Source organism: Burkholderia sp. 3C, from assembly GCF_054589155.1.
In genome coordinates this window covers 53,769-71,225 of the sequence record NZ_BAAILN010000112.1, presented here as the reverse complement: position 1 = coordinate 71,225, position 17,457 = coordinate 53,769, and the positions used below count along the sequence as shown (strand labels likewise).

Genomic DNA, 17,457 nt, shown 5'->3' with positions numbered 1-17,457 from the left:
GTCGAGAACCCGGCGGCGCTGTACGGCTTCGCGGCGGACTGAACGCCGCCGCGACGGGGCTGCGGTCAGTCGGCCTGACGACCCGCCACCATCGGATACAGCACGCCCGCGATCGCCGCGCCGATCAGCGGCGCGACCCAGAACAGCCAGAGCTGCCCGATCGCCTCGCCGCCGACGAACAGCGCCGGGCCGGTCGAGCGAGCCGGGTTGACCGAAGTGTTGGTCACCGGGATCGAGATCAGGTGGATCAGCGTCAGGCACAGGCCGATCGCGATCGGCGCGAAGCCGGCCGGCGCACGCTTGTCGGTCGCGCCGAGGATCACGAACAGGAACATGCCCGTCATCACCACCTCGCAGACGAACGCCGCCGCCAGCGAGTAATGGCCCGGCGAGCGCTCGCCATAGCCGTTGGTGGCGAAGCCGCTGCCCACCACGTCGAAGCCGGGCTTGCCGGTGGCGATCAGATACAGCACGAACGCGCCGAGCGAAGCGCCCACCACCTGCGCGATCACGTAGGGCAGCAGGTCGCGCGCCGGGAAGCGGCCCGCCACGGTCAGCCCGAGGCTGACCGCCGGATTCAGATGGCAGCCCGAGACATGCCCGATCGCGAACGCCATGGTCAGCACCGTCAGGCCGAACGCGAGCGCGACGCCCGCGAAGCCGATGCCGAGCCCGGGAAACGCCGCCGCCAGCACGGCGCTGCCGCAGCCGCCGAGCACCAGCCAGAACGTGCCGAACACCTCGGCTGCGAGACGATTGGAAAGCTTCATTGAAATAACCCCTGATTTGAATCGAAAATCTTTAAACAAAATCAAATACCGCGCCAATTCGATTGATCGAATCGGGCAGGATTATAGGGCTCACGGAAAGGCAGAGCGTTAATGATTGTCAGGCGAAAGCGCCTTTGATATGCGCTGGATCACGCTTCCTGCATACGCGCGATGATTTGACATGAATTAACGTAATTCGATGAAATCCAATTCAATCAGATTTAACCTAATTTCACTTATTTGAATCTGATTGATCTGAATCGATTCGGCTGAATTCCACTCGATGCAATCGAATGCGATTGAATCGGGCCGCCTGCGCGCTTGCCCGGGCCAAGCATGCATTTGCCCGACGAAATGCTGTCGAACCGCTTCAGTTGTCATAATTTAACCGTATGGTTCACGCTCCTCGTCACTCCCCGGAGCCTTGCAGTGTCCGTCTCGTTCTTCAGCCGCCCCCGCACGCACGCCTTCGCGTTCGCCGCCTCGATGTCGTTCCTGCTCGCCGCGTGCGGCGGCGACGATTCCACCGGCAACGCGCCGGCCGCCGTCGTCTCGCAAGTGCCGGCCGCCCCGGCCGATCAAGGCTTCACGGACAGCGCGCCGGCGCCCTCGGTGGCAGCGTTCGTCGACAACGCTTACACCAACCAACGCGGCGACGCGCGCTACGCCACCCTGAGCACCAATGCCGGCGTGCGCGTGCTGGCGGGCTTCCGCGACCTGTGGCAGCCGCTGACCGACATCGTCGATGCCGGCGTGAGCGCGCCCGCCGTGACGGGCTTCCCGGCCGTGGTCGCCTCCACCTGGACCGGCCTGCCAAACGACGGCACCGCCAACGGCACCGCGCTGAACGCCGCCGTGCTCAACGCCAACGTGCAATACGTGGTGACCGCCACCACCACGCGCACCGCCGCGCAGGCCGACGCCGCCTATTACGACGACCGCCGCGGCAAGGGCTACAGCGTGACCGACGGCATGGGGCCGCTGACCTCGCTCTGGCGCACCGCCGCGCAGCAGACCACCACCATCACCACGATTCCGGCCGACGCCACCACCGTCGCCTACAACGACGGCGGCAACAACACCGGCGTGGGCGGCACCGCCAACGCCGGCTTCGGCGGCGTGGTCGATTTCATCAACACGATGGGCAACAACGCGTCGACCGAGCCGGCCAAGCGCTTCTACAAGTACGAACGGCCGTTCCGCTGGAGCAGCAGCGTGGCGGTCGTGCCCGCGCTGGTGCCGGCCGAGAGCACCACGCCCGCCACCGATGGCGGCTTCCCGAGCGGCCACTCCGCCGAAGCGATGCGCGATGCCGTGGCAATGGCATACGTGCTGCCCGAGCGCTTCCAGGAGATGCTGAGCCGCGGCCTCGAACTCGGCGAGAACCGCATCCTGGCCGGCATGCATTCGCCGCTCGACGTGATCGGTGGCCGGATTCTCGGCGAGGCCTCGGTGGCCGCCAACCTGGCCGACGCCGCCAATGCCACGCTGAAGGCCACCGCCGTGACGCAGGCGCACACCGCCCTGTACGCCGCCACCAACACCACGTCGGCCGGCTTCCTGGCGCTCGCGCACTCCGGCACCACCGCCACCGACCGCTTCGCCGACTACGCCACCAACAAGGCGAACTACCTGCGCCGCCTGACGTTCGGCTTCGCCCCGATCGCCTCCACCGCGAGCCCTGCCGTCGTGCCCAAGGGCGCCGAGGCGCTGCTGGAAACGCGCCTGCCGTACCTGAGCGCCGACCAGCGCCGCGTGGTGCTGAAGACCACCGCGCTCGCGTCCGGCTACCCGGTGCTCGACGACGCCGAAGGCTGGGGCCGCCTGAACCTGTTCTCCGCCGCCGACGGCTACGGCCAGTTCAACGGCAACGTCGCGATTTCGATGGACGCCAGCCAGGGCGGCTTCCAGGCCGCCGACACCTGGCGCAACGACATCGGCGGCACCGGCCGGCTGAACTTCGCCGGCACCGGCAAGCTGACGCTGGCCGGCAAGAACAGCTACAGCGGCGGCACGCTGGTTGCCGGCGGCACGCTCGCGGCTGGCTCGGCGAACGCGTTCGGCAACGGCGACGTGTATGTGAGCGGCGGCACCGTGGCAATCGCCGCCGCCGCGCGCGCCAGCATCGCGGGCAAGTACACGCAATTGAAGGGCGGTACGCTCGAACTCGATCGCGGCGCGGGCGACGCCGGCCGCGTTGCCGTGACGGGCGCGGTGTCGATCGTCGGCGGCACGCTGCATGTGGCGTTCGCGCCGGGGTTCGCGCCGAAGGTGGGGGATACCGTCGCGTTGCTCGATTGCAGCCAGCTGGCCGGGCGCTTCGATTCCGTGGTGGTGGACGGGTTCAAGGCGACGGCGGTTTACGGGAATACGGGCGTGCAGGTCCGGATCGACGGGTGAGGCTTTTTACGTGACGCGATGCGCGGCGGGTCGAGGCCGCGCACCGCGTATCGAGCCTTCCGAAAAACAAAAAACGCGCCCCGGTAACACCCGGCGCGCGCCCTGCTTCCGCAACCCGACCGACAGCGCTACGAACGACTGTCGGCCGCATCCGATCTCACTCCGGCACCCCGTCGACGATCGAAATGTGCGCCTCGCTGACCCCATCCCGCGCCCGCTTCGCCTTCGCCGCCTGATACTCGGGCGAGTGATAGCACGCCAGCGCGGTCGCCATATCCGCGAAGCGGATCACCACATGCCGCTTGTAATCCGCGCCTTCGAGCACCTGTGCCTCGCCCCCACGTGCAAGAAACACCGCGCCGTATTGCTTGAGCGCTTCGGGCGCCAGCTCCGTATAGCCCTTGTATTGTTCGGGGTCCAGAACGTTGACGTGGGCAATCCAATACGCACTCATTTATTCACCTTTTCGTTTGCCAAAGCCTTCTGCGCGATGCCGGCCGCTTCGCGGATATGTTCGGCCACCGCCTCCTTCGCTGCCGCCGCATCGCGCTGCCTGAAGATCGCCAGGCAGATCTTCTCGATGCGCTGATAGCCGGTGCGGCTGCGTTCGGTCGATTTCATCGTCATCGCGCGCAGCCGGTTGATCCGGCCGTTCAGGCGCTGCACGACTTCCCACGCCACGCTGTGGCCGGCCACCGAGAAGATCTTCTCGTACAGCTTCGACGACACGCTGATGATCAGGTTGACGTCGTCGCCATCGAAGGCGCGCTTGAAATCGGCCAGCGCGGCCTCGATCTCGGCGGCCGTTTCGGGCGTCAGGTTCGCGGTGCAATCGGCCACCGCGCTCTGCTCCAGCAGCAGGCGGATCTCGTAGATCTGCGCGGCCACGCTCCAGGTCAGCGTCGCGACCGTCGGGCCTTTGCCCGACACCGTCTCCACCAGCCCTTCCGCTTCCAGGTAGCGAATCACTTCCCGCACCACCGACCGGCTCACGCCCATTTCTTCGCACAACGTACGTTCGATCAACCGCGTGCCGCCCGGGAAGTAGCCGCTGATGATCGCGTTGCGCAGCTTCTCGTGCGACAGCTCCCGTAACGTCACCGGTGGATTTTCAATAGTCAGATTCATGGATCTTCAATTTTGGTCAGTCGCGGGAACGGGTGCGTTCCGGCGGTTGGCGACGGTACATCGGCCCGGCCGGCTCGCGATGGCCATCGCGATGTCAACCGCTGCCGCATGCTCGCCGGGCAAGCGGAGAACGGCGTGCCACTGCTGCAGGCGGCGCCTCGGATGGCGGCCATTATACGGCCACCGATACGGGCACGAACTCAGCCACGACTTGCGCCAAAGCCTTGCCCACCGTAGCGCTGCGCGCCTCGCCGCGATTGCCTCCACGCCTTCGGAACCGCTCCCGTCGATCTGATTCAGGGTTAACTCTTATGGAGTACCGTAAGATGGTATACCACAATGAATCACGCTATCAATATCCGAAAGGAAATGCCCATGAGCCTCATCCGCAAGTCGATCCTGCATGTCGAGAACGTGTTCGTGGACGGCGCGAAAGCCGCCGCGAAACCGCTGAAAATGATCGGCGCCGTCGCCGTGATCAAGAACCCGTGGGCCGGCCGCGGTTATGTGGACAACCTCTCGCCGGAAATCCGCGAGCTGGCGCCGCAACTGAGCGCGCACCTGACGAAGCTGATCATCGACGAAGCCGGTTCGGGCGAAGCGATCGAAGCGTTCGGCAAGGCCGCGATCGTCGGCCTCGATGGCGAGCTGGAGCACGCCTCGGCGCTGATCCACACGCTGCACTTCGGCAACACGTACCGCCACGCGGTTGGCGCGAAGTCGTACCTCGCGTTCAACAACACGCGCGGCCCGGCAAACGCCCCGCTGCTGATCCCGATGATGGACAAGAACGACGAAGGCCGTCGTTCGCACTACTTGACGCTGCAATTCGCGATTCCCGACGCACCGGCCGCGGACGAACTGGTCATCGCCATCGGCGGCGCGACCGGCGGCCGGCCGCATCACCGCATTGGCGATCGCTATCAAGACCTCGCAGAGCTCGGAAATGACGTCAAGAACCCTGCAGCTGTCAAGTAAGCGCGTCGCGCACTACCTCGAGCAAGGCGCCGGCGAGCCGCTGGTGCTGATTCACGGCGTGGGCATGCAGGCGCACGCGTGGTATCCGCAGATCGAAGCGCTGTCGCCCGAGTTCCATGTGATCTCGGTCGACATGCCGGGCCACGGCCACAGCGATCCGCTCGACGCCGGCGCGGGGCTGCAGCAGTTCGTGGCCTGGGCGATCGAGTTCATCGAGGCGCTGGCGCTCGGCCCGGTGAACCTGGCCGGCCATTCGATGGGCTCGCTGATCGCCGCCGGCGTGGCCGCCACGCGGCCCGACCTGGTCAAACGCGTGGCAGTCCTGAACGGTGTGTACCGGCGTACCGAAGCGGCCCGCGAAGCGGTGCTGCAACGCGCCGCCGAACTGCGCTCCGGCACGATCGACGTGGACACGCCGCTGCGCCGCTGGTTCAACAGCGAGGAAGCGCAGCAAGTGGCGGCGAGCAAGGTGGCGTCGTGGCTGCAATCGGTCAGCCTGCCCGGCTACGCCACGGCCTACACGGCCTTCGCCGGCGGCGACGCGGTGTATGCGGACCGCTGGCCCGCCATCGCGTGCCCGGCGCTGGTGCTGACCGGCTCGGACGATCCGAACTCCACCGCGACGATGGCGCAACAGATGGCCGAAGCCGCGCAGAACGGCCGGGCCGTCGTGATCGAGAACGAGCGCCACATGGTGAACCTGACGGCGCCCGAACGCGTCAACCGCGCCCTGCGCGACTGGCTGCAGACCACCACGCAAGCCGGCGCGCCGGCCGCGGCGCAGGCATAACCCCCAAGAACACGGAAGTGTGACATGAGCCAAGAGACAGCCCAGATCAACACGCGAGAGCTTCGCGACGCGTTCGGCGCCTTCATGACGGGCGTGACGATCGTCACCACCACCCGCGACGAAGACGGCAAGCCGCTCGGCTTCACCGCGAACTCGTTTTCGTCGGTGTCGCTCGACCCGGCGCTGCTGCTGGTCAGCATCGCCAAGACCTCCAGCAACTACGCCAGCTTTTCGACCGTCAAGCATTTCGCGATCAACATCCTCGCGGAAGGCCAGAAGGATCTGTCGAACACCTTCGCGCGCCCCAGCGAGGATCGTTTCGCCAACGTCGCCTGGCGCATGAGCGAGCGCCGCAACCCGCTGATCGACGACGTCAGCGCCTGGTTCGACTGCACCGTGCACGCGGTGATCGACGCGGGCGACCACGCGCTGCTGGTGGGCAAGGTGGAAGCATTCCACTCGGCAGGCTACGCGGGTCTCGGCTACTATCGCGGCGGCTATTTCACGCCGGCCAAGGTGTCGACCGACGTGATCGCGGGCCCGAAGGTGATCGTCAGCGCGATCATCGCCCGCGAAAACAAGGTACTCCTGACCAAAACGGCAGACGACAAATGGGGGCTGCCGTCGAAGGAAATCGGCAAGGAAGGCGCGGACAAGGCGCTGGTCGAGCTGTTCGACCAGTACCAGCCCGGTGCATCGGCCAACTTCATCTACTCGGCGTACAACAACACCGAGACGCACTATCAGTACATTTCGTTCCTGTGCAGCGTGCCGGAAGATACGGCCGCCGCGGGCGAGTTCGTCAGCCTCGACGAGATCGGCACCGATGATTTTCAGGACCGTGCGCTGGCCAGCATGCTCGATCGCTATCGCAAGGAAAGCCAATTGAAAAGTTATGGCATGTACTTCGGCGACCATAGCAACGGCACCGTCCGCCCGCTTCATTCTTGAAAGGTCACATCATGCGTTTTTCGCTTTTCGTTCACATGGAGCGCGTCTCCGACGGTACCAGCCAGAAGCAGCTTTACGACGAGATGGTCGAGCTGTGCAAGATTGCAGATCGCGGCGGCATGCACGCCGTCTGGACCGGCGAGCACCACGGCATGGATTTCACGATCGCGCCGAACCCGTTCCTGAACCTGGCCGACCTCGCCAACAAGCTGCCGAACGTGCGGCTCGGCACCGGCACGGTGGTCGCGCCGTTCTGGCACCCGATCAAGCTGGCCGGCGAAGCGGCGATGACCGACATCATCACCAACGGCCGCCTCGAACTCGGCATCGCGCGCGGCGCCTACTCGTTCGAATACGAGCGCCTCTCGCCCGGCCTCGACGCCTGGCATGCGGGCCAGAAGATGCGCGAGCTGATTCCGGCCGTGAAGAAGCTCTGGGAAGGCGATTACGCGCACCAGGGCGAGTTCTGGTCGTTCCCCGCCACCACCTCGTCGCCGCTGCCGCTGCAGCAGCCGCATCCGCCGATCTGGGTGGCCGCGCGCGATCCGAACAGCCACGAATTCGCCGTGTCCAACGGCTGCAACGTGCAGGTCACGCCGCTGCACATGGGCGACGAGGAAGTGGAAAAGCTGGTGGGCCACTTCAACGCCGCCTGCGAGAAGTTCAGCAACGTACCGCGCCCGCAGATCATGCTGCTGCGCCACACCTACGTGGCCAGCGGCGAGGACGACGCGCAACTGGCCGCCGACGAGATCAACACGTTCTACAACTACTTCGGCGCGTGGTTCAAGAACGAGCGCCCGATCAGCCGCGGCATGATCAAGCCGCTGAGCCCGGAGGAAATCGCGGCGCACCCGTTCTACACGCCCGAGGCGATGCGCAGGAACAATGTGATCGGTACACCTGAAGAAGTGATCGCGCGCCTGAAGGCCTATGAGGCGCTCGGTTTCGACGAATACTCCTTCTGGATCGATACCGGCATGAGCTTCGAGCGCAAGAAGGCCTCGCTCGAACGGATGATCCGCGACGTGATGCCTGCTTTTCAGTGAGGTACTGATTCCATGAACGGCGATTTTCAGCTGTATATCGACGGGCAGTTCGAAGCCGGCGCGGCGACGTTCGGCAGCGTCAACCCGGCCACCGGCCAAGTGTGGACGCAGATGCCCGAAGCCCGCACCGAGCAGGTCGAGCGCGCCGTGGAGGCCGCCAGCCGTGCGCTGTCGGATGCCGCGTGGGCCGGCCTGACGGCCTCGGCGCGCGGCAAGCTGCTGCATCGGCTGGCCGATCTGGTCGAGAAAGCCGCGCCGCGGCTGGCCGAAATCGAGACCACCGATACCGGCAAGATCATCCGCGAAACGGCCAGCCAGATCGCGTACGTGGCGGAGTACTACCGCTACTACGCGGGCCTGGCCGACAAGCTCGAAGGCGCAACCATCCCGGTGGACAAGCCCGACATGCAGGTCTGGCTCGAACGCCAGCCGGTGGGCGTGGTGGCCGCGATCGTGCCCTGGAACAGCCAGTTGTTCCTGTCGGCGGTCAAGGTCGGCCCGGCGCTGGCCGCCGGTTGCACGGTAGTCCTGAAGGCTTCCGAGGAAGCGCCCGGCCCGCTGCTCGAATTCGCGCGGCTGGTGCACGAGGCCGGCTTCCCGGCCGGCGTGGTCAACGTGATCACCGGCTTCGGCCCGGAATGCGGCGCGGTGTTGAGCAGCCACCCCAAGGTGGCCAAGGTCGCCTTCACCGGCGGCCCGGAAACCGCCCGGCATATCGTCTCGAACACCGCGAACAATCTGGCCAGGGTGTCGCTGGAACTGGGCGGCAAATCGCCGTTCGTCGTGTTCGCCGACACCGACCTCCAGAGCGCGGTGAACGCCCAGGTGGCCGCAATCTTCGCGGCAAGCGGCCAGAGCTGCGTGGCCGGCTCGCGGCTGCTGGTGGAAGCCTCGGTCAAGGAACGCTTCCTTGCCATGCTGATCGAGCGCCTCGGCCGAATTCGAATCGGCTCGCCGAACGAGATGACCACCGAATACGGCCCGCTCTGCACCGAGCGCCAGCGCCGCCACATCGAAACCGTGGTGGCCGAATCCGTGCGTCAGGGGGCCAAGGTGCTGACCGGCGGCCATGCGCTCGATCGCGATGGCTACTTTTACGCGCCCACCATCCTCGATTGCACGGGCGTCGATCGTCCGGACTGCATAACGAAAGAGCTGTTCGGGCCGGTGTTGTCGGTCGACACGTTCGGCACCGAGGCCGAGGCGATCGAGAAGGCGAACAGCACGGCCTACGGCCTCGCGGCGGGCATCTTCACGAGCAACCTGACGCGTGCGCATCGTGTTTCGAAGCGGATCCGCTCGGGCATCGTCTGGATCAACACCTATCGCGCGGTGTCGCCGCTCGCGCCGTTCGGCGGCTTCGGCCTGTCGGGCCACGGCCGCGAAGGCGGCCTGAGCGCGGCGCTCGAATACACCACGACGCGCACCGTCTGGTTGCGCACCTCGGACGAGCCGATCAGCGACCCGTTCGTGATGCGCTGAGTGCGGGCGGCCCGGGGGCCGCCACTTCGCTAACCCGCTGTACGCCGTAGCGGTGGCCCCTCGCCTCGCGCATCCCGCGCGCGGCACGGTGCTGCCTGCCCATAAAGCTGGAGATGGAGACACCATGAAAAACTCGGAGAACGACAACAGCGTTCTTGCCATAGAAAGCAATTCGATCGAGTACGTCGCGCCGGAGAACCGGCACGGCAAACCCGGAGACCTCTTCACCCTGTGGTTCTGCACCAATGTCGCGCCGCTGGCCGTGATCTCGGGCGCGACCTCCGTGCTGGTGTTCCATCTCGATCTCGTCAGCGCGATTCTCGCGATCGCGGCGGGGCAATTCTTCGGCGCGCTGTTCCATGCGCTGACCTCGGCGCAAGGCCCGCTGGTCGGCGTGCCGCAGATGATCCAGAGCCGCGCGCAGTTCGGCCGATACGGCTCGCTGCTGGTGGTGGGCTTCACCACGCTGATCTACCTCGGCTTCTTCGTTTCCAACATCATCCTGGCCGGCAAGACGCTGCACACCGCGGCGCCGGACATTCCGGTGCAGGTGGGCACGGTGCTCGGCGCGGCGCTGGCCACGCTGGTCGGCGTGATCGGCTACAACTTCATCCACCGCTTCAACAAGATCGGCGCGTGGTTCATGGGCGCGGCGCTGGTGGTGGGCATCGCGATGATCGTGCCGGGGCTCGATGCCGGCGTGCTGCATCGCGGGAAGTTCGAGATCGGCAACTGGTTCGCGATGTTCGGGCTGTGCGCCGTATGGCAGATCAGCTTTGCGCCTTATACCTCGGACTACTCACGATACATGCCGATCACGGCAGGCTTCGGCAAGACCTTCGCCTGCACGTTCTTCGGCACCTCGCTCGGCACCATCTTCGCGTTCATCTTCGGCGTGCTGGCCGTCAGCGCCGGCAACGGCGCCACCGATGCAATGGAAGCGGTGCGTTCGCAAACGGGCGTGTTCGGTTACGTGCTGATCGTGCTGTTCCTGATCAACATCATCGGCCACAACGGCATGAACCTGTACGGCGCGGTGCTCTCGATGATCACTGCCGCGCAGACGTTCCGCCCGAACTGGGTGCCGGGCCGGCAGGTGCGCGTGATCGTCTCGGCGGTGCTGCTGATCGCCTCGACCGTCACCGCGTTGTGGGCGTCGAAGAACTTCATCGGCATCTTCCTCACGGCGATCTTCGCGATGCGAATCGTGCTGGCGCCGTGGGTGGCGATCAACCTGGTGGATTTCTACCTGATCAGCGGCAAGCATTATCAGGTCAACGAAATCATCAGCAGCAACGGCGGCACGTACGGTGCGTTCAACACGAAGGCCGTGGGCATCTACCTGCTGGGCATCGCGGTGCAGGTGCCGTTCTTCGAGGAAAGCTTCTTCCGCGGCCCGTGGGCCGGCATCATGGGCGGTGCAGACATCTCGTGGATGGTCGGGCTGGTGGCGACGGCAGTGGTGTATTACGTGCTGGCGTCGAAGCGCAAGGGCGTGAGTGCCTCGCGCAACGCGGCGGTGGGGGTGCACGCGTCGGAGTGAGGGGTGCCCTTCCCTGTTGTCCGCATGCAAAAAAGCCGGCTTTCGAGCCGGCTTTTTTGCATGTGCGTCATCGGTCGATGTCGTTCAGCCTTGATGTCAACAGTGCGTATTGTTGTTGCGAGGTATCGGCCGGTGTCGTCGTACGGAGCGTGAGCGCGGCAGAATTGTTAGCCAAGATCAAATTCCGCCTCGGATCATGCCGCTACGATTGACGCCCCGTCAGACAACAGTACGAGGCAGATACGCCGATGTACAACACGCTTTATGTTCCGCTGAATATCGGCACATCGGGAAATCCGACGGACGAACGCAATGACAAATATCGAAAAATACGAATCGTTTCACGACTGGTATCTACTCGGCTTGGCCGCCGACATGGACAAGCAGGTGGTCGAGCTTCACTTGATGTTCGACGACAAGAAAGACCAGGCTCATCTGATGTTTAAAGGCGCGACACGATGCTGGTGCAACGACTTCCTGATACAGAACATCATCTCTTCGATCAAGGTGCTAACCGACTGCAACTCCGACGAGTACAGACAGGCGTTGGCCGCGCTGGACAAGTCGTACTCCTGGGGAAAGGGCAAGCCACTGAAAAGCATCGCTTCCGTTCAGGCCACGCTCGGCGCCGAACTGTTCGTGGAGTTTGATTCTCTGGAGATCAAGCCTGAATGATGAAAATGCCGTTCGGTTTCCTGACTGAACGGCATTTCGATTTTCAATCTGGTTTTTTAAGCGTGCGTCACCTGCCGACCTCGTTCAACCGCGCCGTCAGCAATGCGTATTTTTCATGCGAGGTATCGCCCAACGCCGTCTCGCGCGTGGACGGCGTGTCGTCGTACGGAATCGGTTCGGAAAACTGACCAACCGTCAAATCCCAGCGCCTGCCGTCGATAAGGTTATAGAAGTGCGTGCCGCCCTGCGTACGCGTGGAAAGAATCTCGCCGCCGAAGCAATCCTGCACGACCAGCGCGGTGACGCTGCAATGATTCAGCGCGGGATTCGACGCCGACCAGGCATGCGCAGGGCTCGACGTATCCGCCGCCCAGACGCGTGAAATCGCCCGGTACAGGTCGAGGGGGGTCGCAAAGGTTTTCGATGCTGACATCATCGGTCTGGCTCTCTCGTTGAGCCGGCCATCGACGGAGTGTCACCCAACAAAAAGCCCCGTCGCTACCGGCGGGGCTTCGAAGCGGGTATCGCTCGAATATCTGGCCTAGGCACGCCCCATTGGCAATTCCGCATGGAAATGCCAATGATGATGGATCGCGAGGGCGAGGGACGTGAAGGCGTTCATGGGGAAGGAGTCTGCCATCCGCAGGCGAAACCTGTCAACGGATCTCGCCTTGCTGACCGATGGCGTGCGCCGAGCGCAGCAACTGATCACGTACCCAGACATGCGCGGGCGTGCCCGCATGCCGGGTGTGCTGATAGAGCTTCAGCGTGTAGCGCGGCACGTCGAACGGCGCCGGATAGATCGTGACCGGCGCGGCATCGCGCAAAATCAGCGCCGCGTGACGCGGCACGGTCATCAGCAGGTTCGAGCGCGCGACGATGAACGGTGCGACGAGCACGGCCGGCAACTGCACGGCGACGTGCCGCACCACGCCCAACCGGTCGAGCACGCGATCGATCGCGCCGCGCGAATCGTCCCAGGGCGTAACCACCACATGCTGCGCGGCGAGATATTGAGCCATGCTCAGCCTGCGTCGGATCGTCGGATGCTGCCGGCTCGCGATCACCACGTAATCGTCGGAGAACCCATCGACGCTTTCGACGCCGGCCGGCAACGCCAAGGCCTCCTCTTCATATCCGAGCGCGAAATCGATCCGGCCCGACGCCAGCTCCTCCGCCGATTCCCGGCCGCGCGACGCGACGATCCTGAACCGCAGCGAAGGCGCCACCTCCTGCATCCGCGCGATGAACGCGGGCAGCATCGCGAACGCCGTGTAATCCGTCGCGGCGAACGTAAAGGTGCGTTCGCTGCTGGCCGGATCGAAACGGCGAGCCGGGGCCAGCCCGGCGTGCAACAAGTCGAGCGCGTCGCCAACCGGGCGCATGATGCGCTCGGCGGCAGCGGTCGGCCGCATTTCATTGCCGATGCGCACGAACAACTCGTCGGCAAGCGCATCGCGCAGCCGCGCAAGCGCGTGGCTGACCGCCGACGCGCTCATGGCCAGCTCGTCCGCCGCCAGCGTGACCGAGCGGTGACGCACCAATGCATCGAATACCGGCAGCAGGTTCAGGTCGAGGCGGCGCAGGTCGTAATGCATGACATTCAATTCGTGATGAACAGAATGCAGTATATGCATGCCACTGGTCGGCTACCATCGGAATCCCGTTACCGCTTCACTGCTCTGGAACCGCTCACGCTCATGGCACTGACCATCCGGCCCGCCACCGCCGACGACGCCCCGCTCATCCTGCGTTTCATCATCGAACTCGCCATCTACGAAAAGGCCGAGGATCAGGTGGCCGCGACGGCCGACACCATCCGGGCGTCGCTGTTCGGCGCGCCGTCGCCGGCAAAGGCATTGATTTGCGAACTCGATGGCCGCCCCGTCGGTTACGCCGTGTATTTCTTCTCGTACTCGACGTGGCAGGCGAAATCCGGGCTGTATCTGGAGGATGTGTACGTGTCGCCCGACGCGCGCGGCGTGGGCGCCGGCAAGCGCCTGTTGCAATATCTCGCGGGCGTGGCCCTGGAAAATGGCTGCGGGCGCTTCGAATGGAGCGTGCTCGACTGGAACGAACCGGCCATCGCGTTCTATAGTTCGATCGGCGCCGAGCCACAAGACGAATGGGTTCGCTATCGGCTTGAGGGCGACGGGATTCGGGCGCTGGCGAAAGGCTAACGGCGGTTCAGCACCTGCGCCAGATCGCCGAGCAACCGGTCGATCGCTGCACCGTCGGGCCGGTAGTACACCCAATTCTTGATTTTCTTCGACGTCACCAGCCCCGCTTTCGCCAACGCCTGCATATGCGTGGTGACGGTGGGCTGGCTCAAGTCGAGCTTCTCGGTGATGAAGCTGACGCACACCCCGTCCTCGACCAAATCAGCATCCTGCTGCTTCGGGAAATGCTTTTCGGGATCCGTCAGCCAGATCAATACTCTCAGGCGATGAGGGTTCGACAGCGCGTTCAGCGCTTCGTGCAACTGACTCTCACGCGCATTGCCCGGTTTCGGCATGGTTCAGGTGTCCTTGACATATTCGGCAATTCTACATAGAAATACATCTATATAGAATTTTATCGATACAGGATACTATCATGACGCCTCACAGCATGGCCTCGTCCGACACGCACGATCTCGCGCGCACGATCGGCATTGCCTCCGTGTTTACGCTGTTCACGGCCGTTGCTTTCGGCTTCGGGATCTATCTCTTCCCGCTGGTCGTCACCGTGATGCGAGAAAACCTCGGGCTTGCGTATGGAACCATCGGCATCGTGACCGGCGTGGCGCAAATCGCCTATCTCTCCGCCGCGTTCGCGTGCCCGGTGCTCGTCAGCCGGTTCGGCGGCGGACAAGTCGTGGTGGCCGCTGTTGCGACTGCCGCCCTGCTGCTGGTTTTCCTGGCAGGAGTCCGAACCGTTTTTCAAGTCGGCGCGATACTTGCCGGCCTCGGCGCGACTGCGGCGTTCATGATGATTCCCACTGTCGGCGTCATTTCGCGAAGCGTTCCATTTCGCTATCGGTCGCGCGTCAATGGGCTCGTTTCGAGCGGCACGGCTTACGGGCAGTTCGCCAACGGCATGCTTGTGCCATGGCTATTGCCGAGCCACGGCTGGCGGACGGTCTGGATCGCAGCCGGTTCCGCGTCGCTCGTCATCGCGTTGGTCGGATGCCTGATGCTGCGCCGGTTTGCGCCCGATGCGTTCGTTCGCGTCGCCGCGCCTGACCTCGCACGCGAAGCGGCTCGCCCCGCCCACGGATGGCGAAACATCGTAACCGCCCAAAACATGACGGTCTGGACATTACTCGCGTTGAGCGGCATGGCATGCGGCCCGTGGCAGAACTATCTGTCGAGCTTTCTGGCGGACGAACGGGGGCGTTCGCTCGTGATGATCGGGCAACTGTGGTCGATCATCGGCATGCTGGGGCTGGTCAGCGGATTCGCAGCCGGCATGGCGGCCGACAAGGTCGGCGTGCGAATCAGTCTCGCGCTGTCGTATGCCACGCTTGCCGGCTCGGCGCTGTTGATCGCTTTCCACTCCGAAACATGGCAACTGCAAGCGGCGGCCGTCTGCTTCGGTTTGTCGTTCTATGCCGTTTATGGCCTGATTCCGGCCTATATCAGCAAGACCGCCGATCCCGCTTCGGCCACCACGGTATTCGCCATCGCGAACGTGTTTCTCGGCGTGGGGACGATGGCGGGCAACCTCGGCGGCGGCAATGTTCCCCGCGTGACGGGATCGCTTCAAGGCGTGTTCATGGTTGCCGCCGCGCTGGCATGTGCCGGCACGGCGCTCACGTTCGCACTTCACCGCGAACGCAGGGAAGCCGAATGACGACACGATCAGGCCGTCATTCAGCCAGCTACCTTCGAACGACGCTTACGACGCGGCGCTCGGCACCACCACGACCCCGCGCAGAAGCTGACCGAACGGCGCCGTCTGCATGACGGAGAAACCGCTACCGGCCGCCGTCACCGTCGAGCCGTTGACCGTTACCGTGATCTTTACCAACTGGTTCGAATCGGCGCCCGGATCGAATGCCGAACCGAGGCTGTTGCCGATCGTCGAGGTGGTGGCGTAAAGCGTGTATGTGCCGTCGCCGTTGAGCTGGCCCGTGACGTGGCGCAGGCCGTCCGGTGCGGTGGTGTAGCTCGCGCCGGCCGTGCCGTAGGTGCCGGCGGCGTCGGTCACGGTGTATGCCGTGCCGAGGTTCAGGCCGGCCGTCAGATGCGCGATCGGCGTCCAGGTGCCGCCCTGGTTCTGGTACACCCACAGGCCGCCGCTGCCGTTCGGTGCATACGACACGGTGCCGCTGTCGTCGTAGTCGCCTTCGTCGGCCACGAACATCAGGTTCGTGTTGTTCTTCGGCACCCAGACGTCGGACGGGAAGCCCACGCCCTTGGCGAGCGTCCACGGGTTCGGGAACGACGATTCCGATTGCGCGGCCGTCGAGGTCGAGGTCGGAAAGCCGGCCGCGATGGTGACGGCGGTGTTCTGCGGCAACGGCGCGCCATTGGCCAGCGCACCCACCGCGCCGACCTGGTACACCGTATCCACGCCGTTGCTGCCGCTGTCCTTGGTCACGTACATCGTGCCGTTCGCATCGACGAACACGCTGCGGAAGTTGTCGTCCTTGCTGGTCTTGTCGAAGGTCTGGCCACTCAGCGAGGCGAGCGAGAAGCCGAACTGGTTGCCGCCCATGCTGGTTTTCTTCGCGTAGGTCTGGCTCGACAGCGCGTCGGTCACGGTGCCGAGCGCGCAGCTGCCGGCGGCGGCCGGCGTGTAGGTGCTGCCGTTGCCCGACTGGAACGCGCCGATCACCTGCGTGAACGCGCAAGCGCTGCCCGGCGTAATGCTCTGCAGGCCGGTATCCATCGACAGCATGTCGAGCGCGCCATAGGTGGGATTCGGGCTGGAGCCCGAGTTGCCCGAGCCGCCTACCATGTAGTACTGACCATTGACGAGCACGGCCGCGCGCGCGTCGTCGCCGCTGTAGGCGTTGGTGTGCGTGAACGCCACCTGGCCGGTGGCGAGGCTCACCTGGCCGACCGTGCGATAGGTGCTCGTCTGAATGTCGGTGTTGCTCGCATCCACCGCGCCCGGCGTGTTCGTGTTGGTGATGTCGAGCTTGTTCGGCGCTGCGTTGTAGCCCATGAACGTCAGCGTCTTGCCGTCGGGCGAGACGTTCAGCCCCATCCCCGATTGCGAGGCGAAGCTCACCGAGAAAATCTCGGGCGTGGCCAGCGCGGCGGCGGCGGCCGTGATGTTGGTGCTCGATGCGGCGCTGGCGGCGGCAGCCGGCCACTGATCGAGATACATGTTGGTCATGACGCTGAAGGCGGCGTCGTTCGTGTCGTTCGTGAACACGTTCGGGAACGTGCCGGGCGTGACCGCGTTCACGGTCGACACGGGCGGATTGGTCGCCTCCGGCGTGGCGTCGAACGGCAGCGCGCCGCTCACCACGAGCGCGGGGTCGTACACGGTGCGCGCCACCACCAGATTGCCGGCGGCAAATGCACTGCTGGGCGTCGAGGTAACGGGCGGCGGCGTGGACGTGGTCGACGAGGAAGCCGGCGACGACGAATCGGAACCGCCGCACGCGGCCAGCGCGCACGCCGCGGCGATGATCGTCAGGCCGAGCACGGCACGGCTGTTGGAATGAGAATGCATGTCGTTGGCTTTCTGATGGGA

At 64.7% G+C, this 17,457-nt stretch carries 17 protein-coding genes; 10 read left to right on the top strand and 7 right to left on the bottom strand.

What is annotated here, in order from left to right:
* Nucleotides 1-65: 65 nt before the first annotated feature.
* Nucleotides 66-770: an aquaporin Z gene (gene aqpZ, locus ACYP33_RS22835; RefSeq protein WP_414447984.1), complete on the bottom strand. Its 705-nt coding sequence runs from the start codon at nt 768-770 to the stop codon at nt 66-68.
* A 486-nt stretch (nt 771-1,256) separates the two neighbouring features.
* Between aqpZ and ACYP33_RS22830 the strand changes: the two genes are divergently transcribed.
* A complete protein-coding gene (locus ACYP33_RS22830; protein ID WP_459624078.1) occupies nt 1,257-3,170 on the top strand; it encodes a phosphatase PAP2 family protein in 1,914 nt (637 codons plus the stop codon).
* A gap of 157 nt (nt 3,171-3,327) precedes the next feature.
* Here ACYP33_RS22830 and ACYP33_RS22825 read toward each other — a convergent pair whose 3' ends face one another.
* Entirely contained in the window at nt 3,328-3,624 is a 297-nt protein-coding gene (locus ACYP33_RS22825) for a DUF1330 domain-containing protein (RefSeq protein ID WP_459624036.1), read from the bottom strand.
* On the bottom strand, nt 3,621-4,298 hold the full coding sequence (locus ACYP33_RS22820) for a GntR family transcriptional regulator (protein WP_459624035.1): 678 nt from the start codon (nt 4,296-4,298) through the stop codon (nt 3,621-3,623). Before ACYP33_RS22820 ends, ACYP33_RS22825 begins: the two co-directional genes overlap by 4 nt.
* Nucleotides 4,299-4,673: 375 nt before the next feature.
* Between ACYP33_RS22820 and ACYP33_RS22815 the strand changes: the two genes are divergently transcribed.
* From ACYP33_RS22815 to ACYP33_RS22785, 7 genes are all read left to right on the top strand, one after another.
* Nucleotides 4,674-5,276, top strand: a complete 603-nt coding sequence (locus tag ACYP33_RS22815; protein WP_206126448.1) for an amino acid synthesis family protein — start codon at nt 4,674-4,676, stop codon at nt 5,274-5,276.
* Nucleotides 5,245-6,066: an alpha/beta fold hydrolase gene (locus ACYP33_RS22810; protein ID WP_459624034.1), complete on the top strand. Its 822-nt coding sequence runs from the start codon at nt 5,245-5,247 to the stop codon at nt 6,064-6,066. Before ACYP33_RS22815 ends, ACYP33_RS22810 begins: the two co-directional genes overlap by 32 nt.
* Nucleotides 6,067-6,090: 24 nt before the next feature.
* Nucleotides 6,091-7,017, top strand: a complete 927-nt coding sequence (locus ACYP33_RS22805) for a flavin reductase (RefSeq protein WP_459624033.1) — start codon at nt 6,091-6,093, stop codon at nt 7,015-7,017.
* Between the two features lie 11 nt (nt 7,018-7,028).
* The gene (locus tag ACYP33_RS22800; protein WP_459624032.1) at nt 7,029-8,066 is read left to right on the top strand and encodes an LLM class flavin-dependent oxidoreductase; all 1,038 of its coding nucleotides are present in this window, start codon (nt 7,029-7,031) and stop codon (nt 8,064-8,066) included.
* A gap of 12 nt (nt 8,067-8,078) precedes the next feature.
* On the top strand, nt 8,079-9,548 hold the full coding sequence (locus ACYP33_RS22795; protein ID WP_459624031.1) for an aldehyde dehydrogenase: 1,470 nt from the start codon (nt 8,079-8,081) through the stop codon (nt 9,546-9,548).
* Between the two features lie 124 nt (nt 9,549-9,672).
* A complete protein-coding gene (locus tag ACYP33_RS22790) occupies nt 9,673-11,091 on the top strand; it encodes a purine-cytosine permease family protein (protein ID WP_459624030.1) in 1,419 nt (472 codons plus the stop codon).
* A gap of 312 nt (nt 11,092-11,403) precedes the next feature.
* On the top strand, nt 11,404-11,766 hold the full coding sequence (locus tag ACYP33_RS22785; protein WP_459624029.1) for a hypothetical protein: 363 nt from the start codon (nt 11,404-11,406) through the stop codon (nt 11,764-11,766).
* 67 nt (nt 11,767-11,833) lie between these two features.
* Here ACYP33_RS22785 and ACYP33_RS22780 read toward each other — a convergent pair whose 3' ends face one another.
* Both ACYP33_RS22780 and ACYP33_RS22775 read right to left on the bottom strand, forming a co-directional pair.
* Nucleotides 11,834-12,202: a YunG family protein gene (locus ACYP33_RS22780; RefSeq protein WP_459624028.1), complete on the bottom strand. Its 369-nt coding sequence runs from the start codon at nt 12,200-12,202 to the stop codon at nt 11,834-11,836.
* A 220-nt stretch (nt 12,203-12,422) separates the two neighbouring features.
* The gene (locus tag ACYP33_RS22775; RefSeq protein ID WP_459624027.1) at nt 12,423-13,364 is read right to left on the bottom strand and encodes a LysR family transcriptional regulator; all 942 of its coding nucleotides are present in this window, start codon (nt 13,362-13,364) and stop codon (nt 12,423-12,425) included.
* A gap of 102 nt (nt 13,365-13,466) precedes the next feature.
* Between ACYP33_RS22775 and ACYP33_RS22770 the strand changes: the two genes are divergently transcribed.
* Entirely contained in the window at nt 13,467-13,946 is a 480-nt protein-coding gene (locus tag ACYP33_RS22770; protein WP_459624077.1) for an N-acetyltransferase family protein, read from the top strand.
* Here ACYP33_RS22770 and ACYP33_RS22765 read toward each other — a convergent pair.
* Nucleotides 13,943-14,281 carry an ArsR/SmtB family transcription factor gene (locus tag ACYP33_RS22765; protein ID WP_459624026.1) on the bottom strand — a complete coding sequence of 113 codons (339 nt, stop codon included), beginning with the start codon at nt 14,279-14,281 and terminating at the stop codon, nt 13,943-13,945. The two genes, ACYP33_RS22770 and ACYP33_RS22765, sit on opposite strands and share 4 nt — an antisense overlap.
* 95 nt (nt 14,282-14,376) lie before the next feature.
* Here ACYP33_RS22765 and ACYP33_RS22760 point away from each other — a divergent pair, with 95 nt between their 5' ends.
* Nucleotides 14,377-15,600, top strand: coding sequence for an MFS transporter (locus tag ACYP33_RS22760; protein ID WP_459624025.1), 1,224 nt, complete (start codon nt 14,377-14,379; stop codon nt 15,598-15,600).
* Nucleotides 15,601-15,645: 45 nt separating this feature from the next.
* Here ACYP33_RS22760 and ACYP33_RS22755 read toward each other — a convergent pair whose 3' ends face one another.
* Nucleotides 15,646-17,436 carry an autotransporter outer membrane beta-barrel domain-containing protein gene (locus ACYP33_RS22755; protein ID WP_459624024.1) on the bottom strand — a complete coding sequence of 597 codons (1,791 nt, stop codon included), beginning with the start codon at nt 17,434-17,436 and terminating at the stop codon, nt 15,646-15,648.
* Between the last annotated feature and the right edge of the window lie 21 nt (nt 17,437-17,457).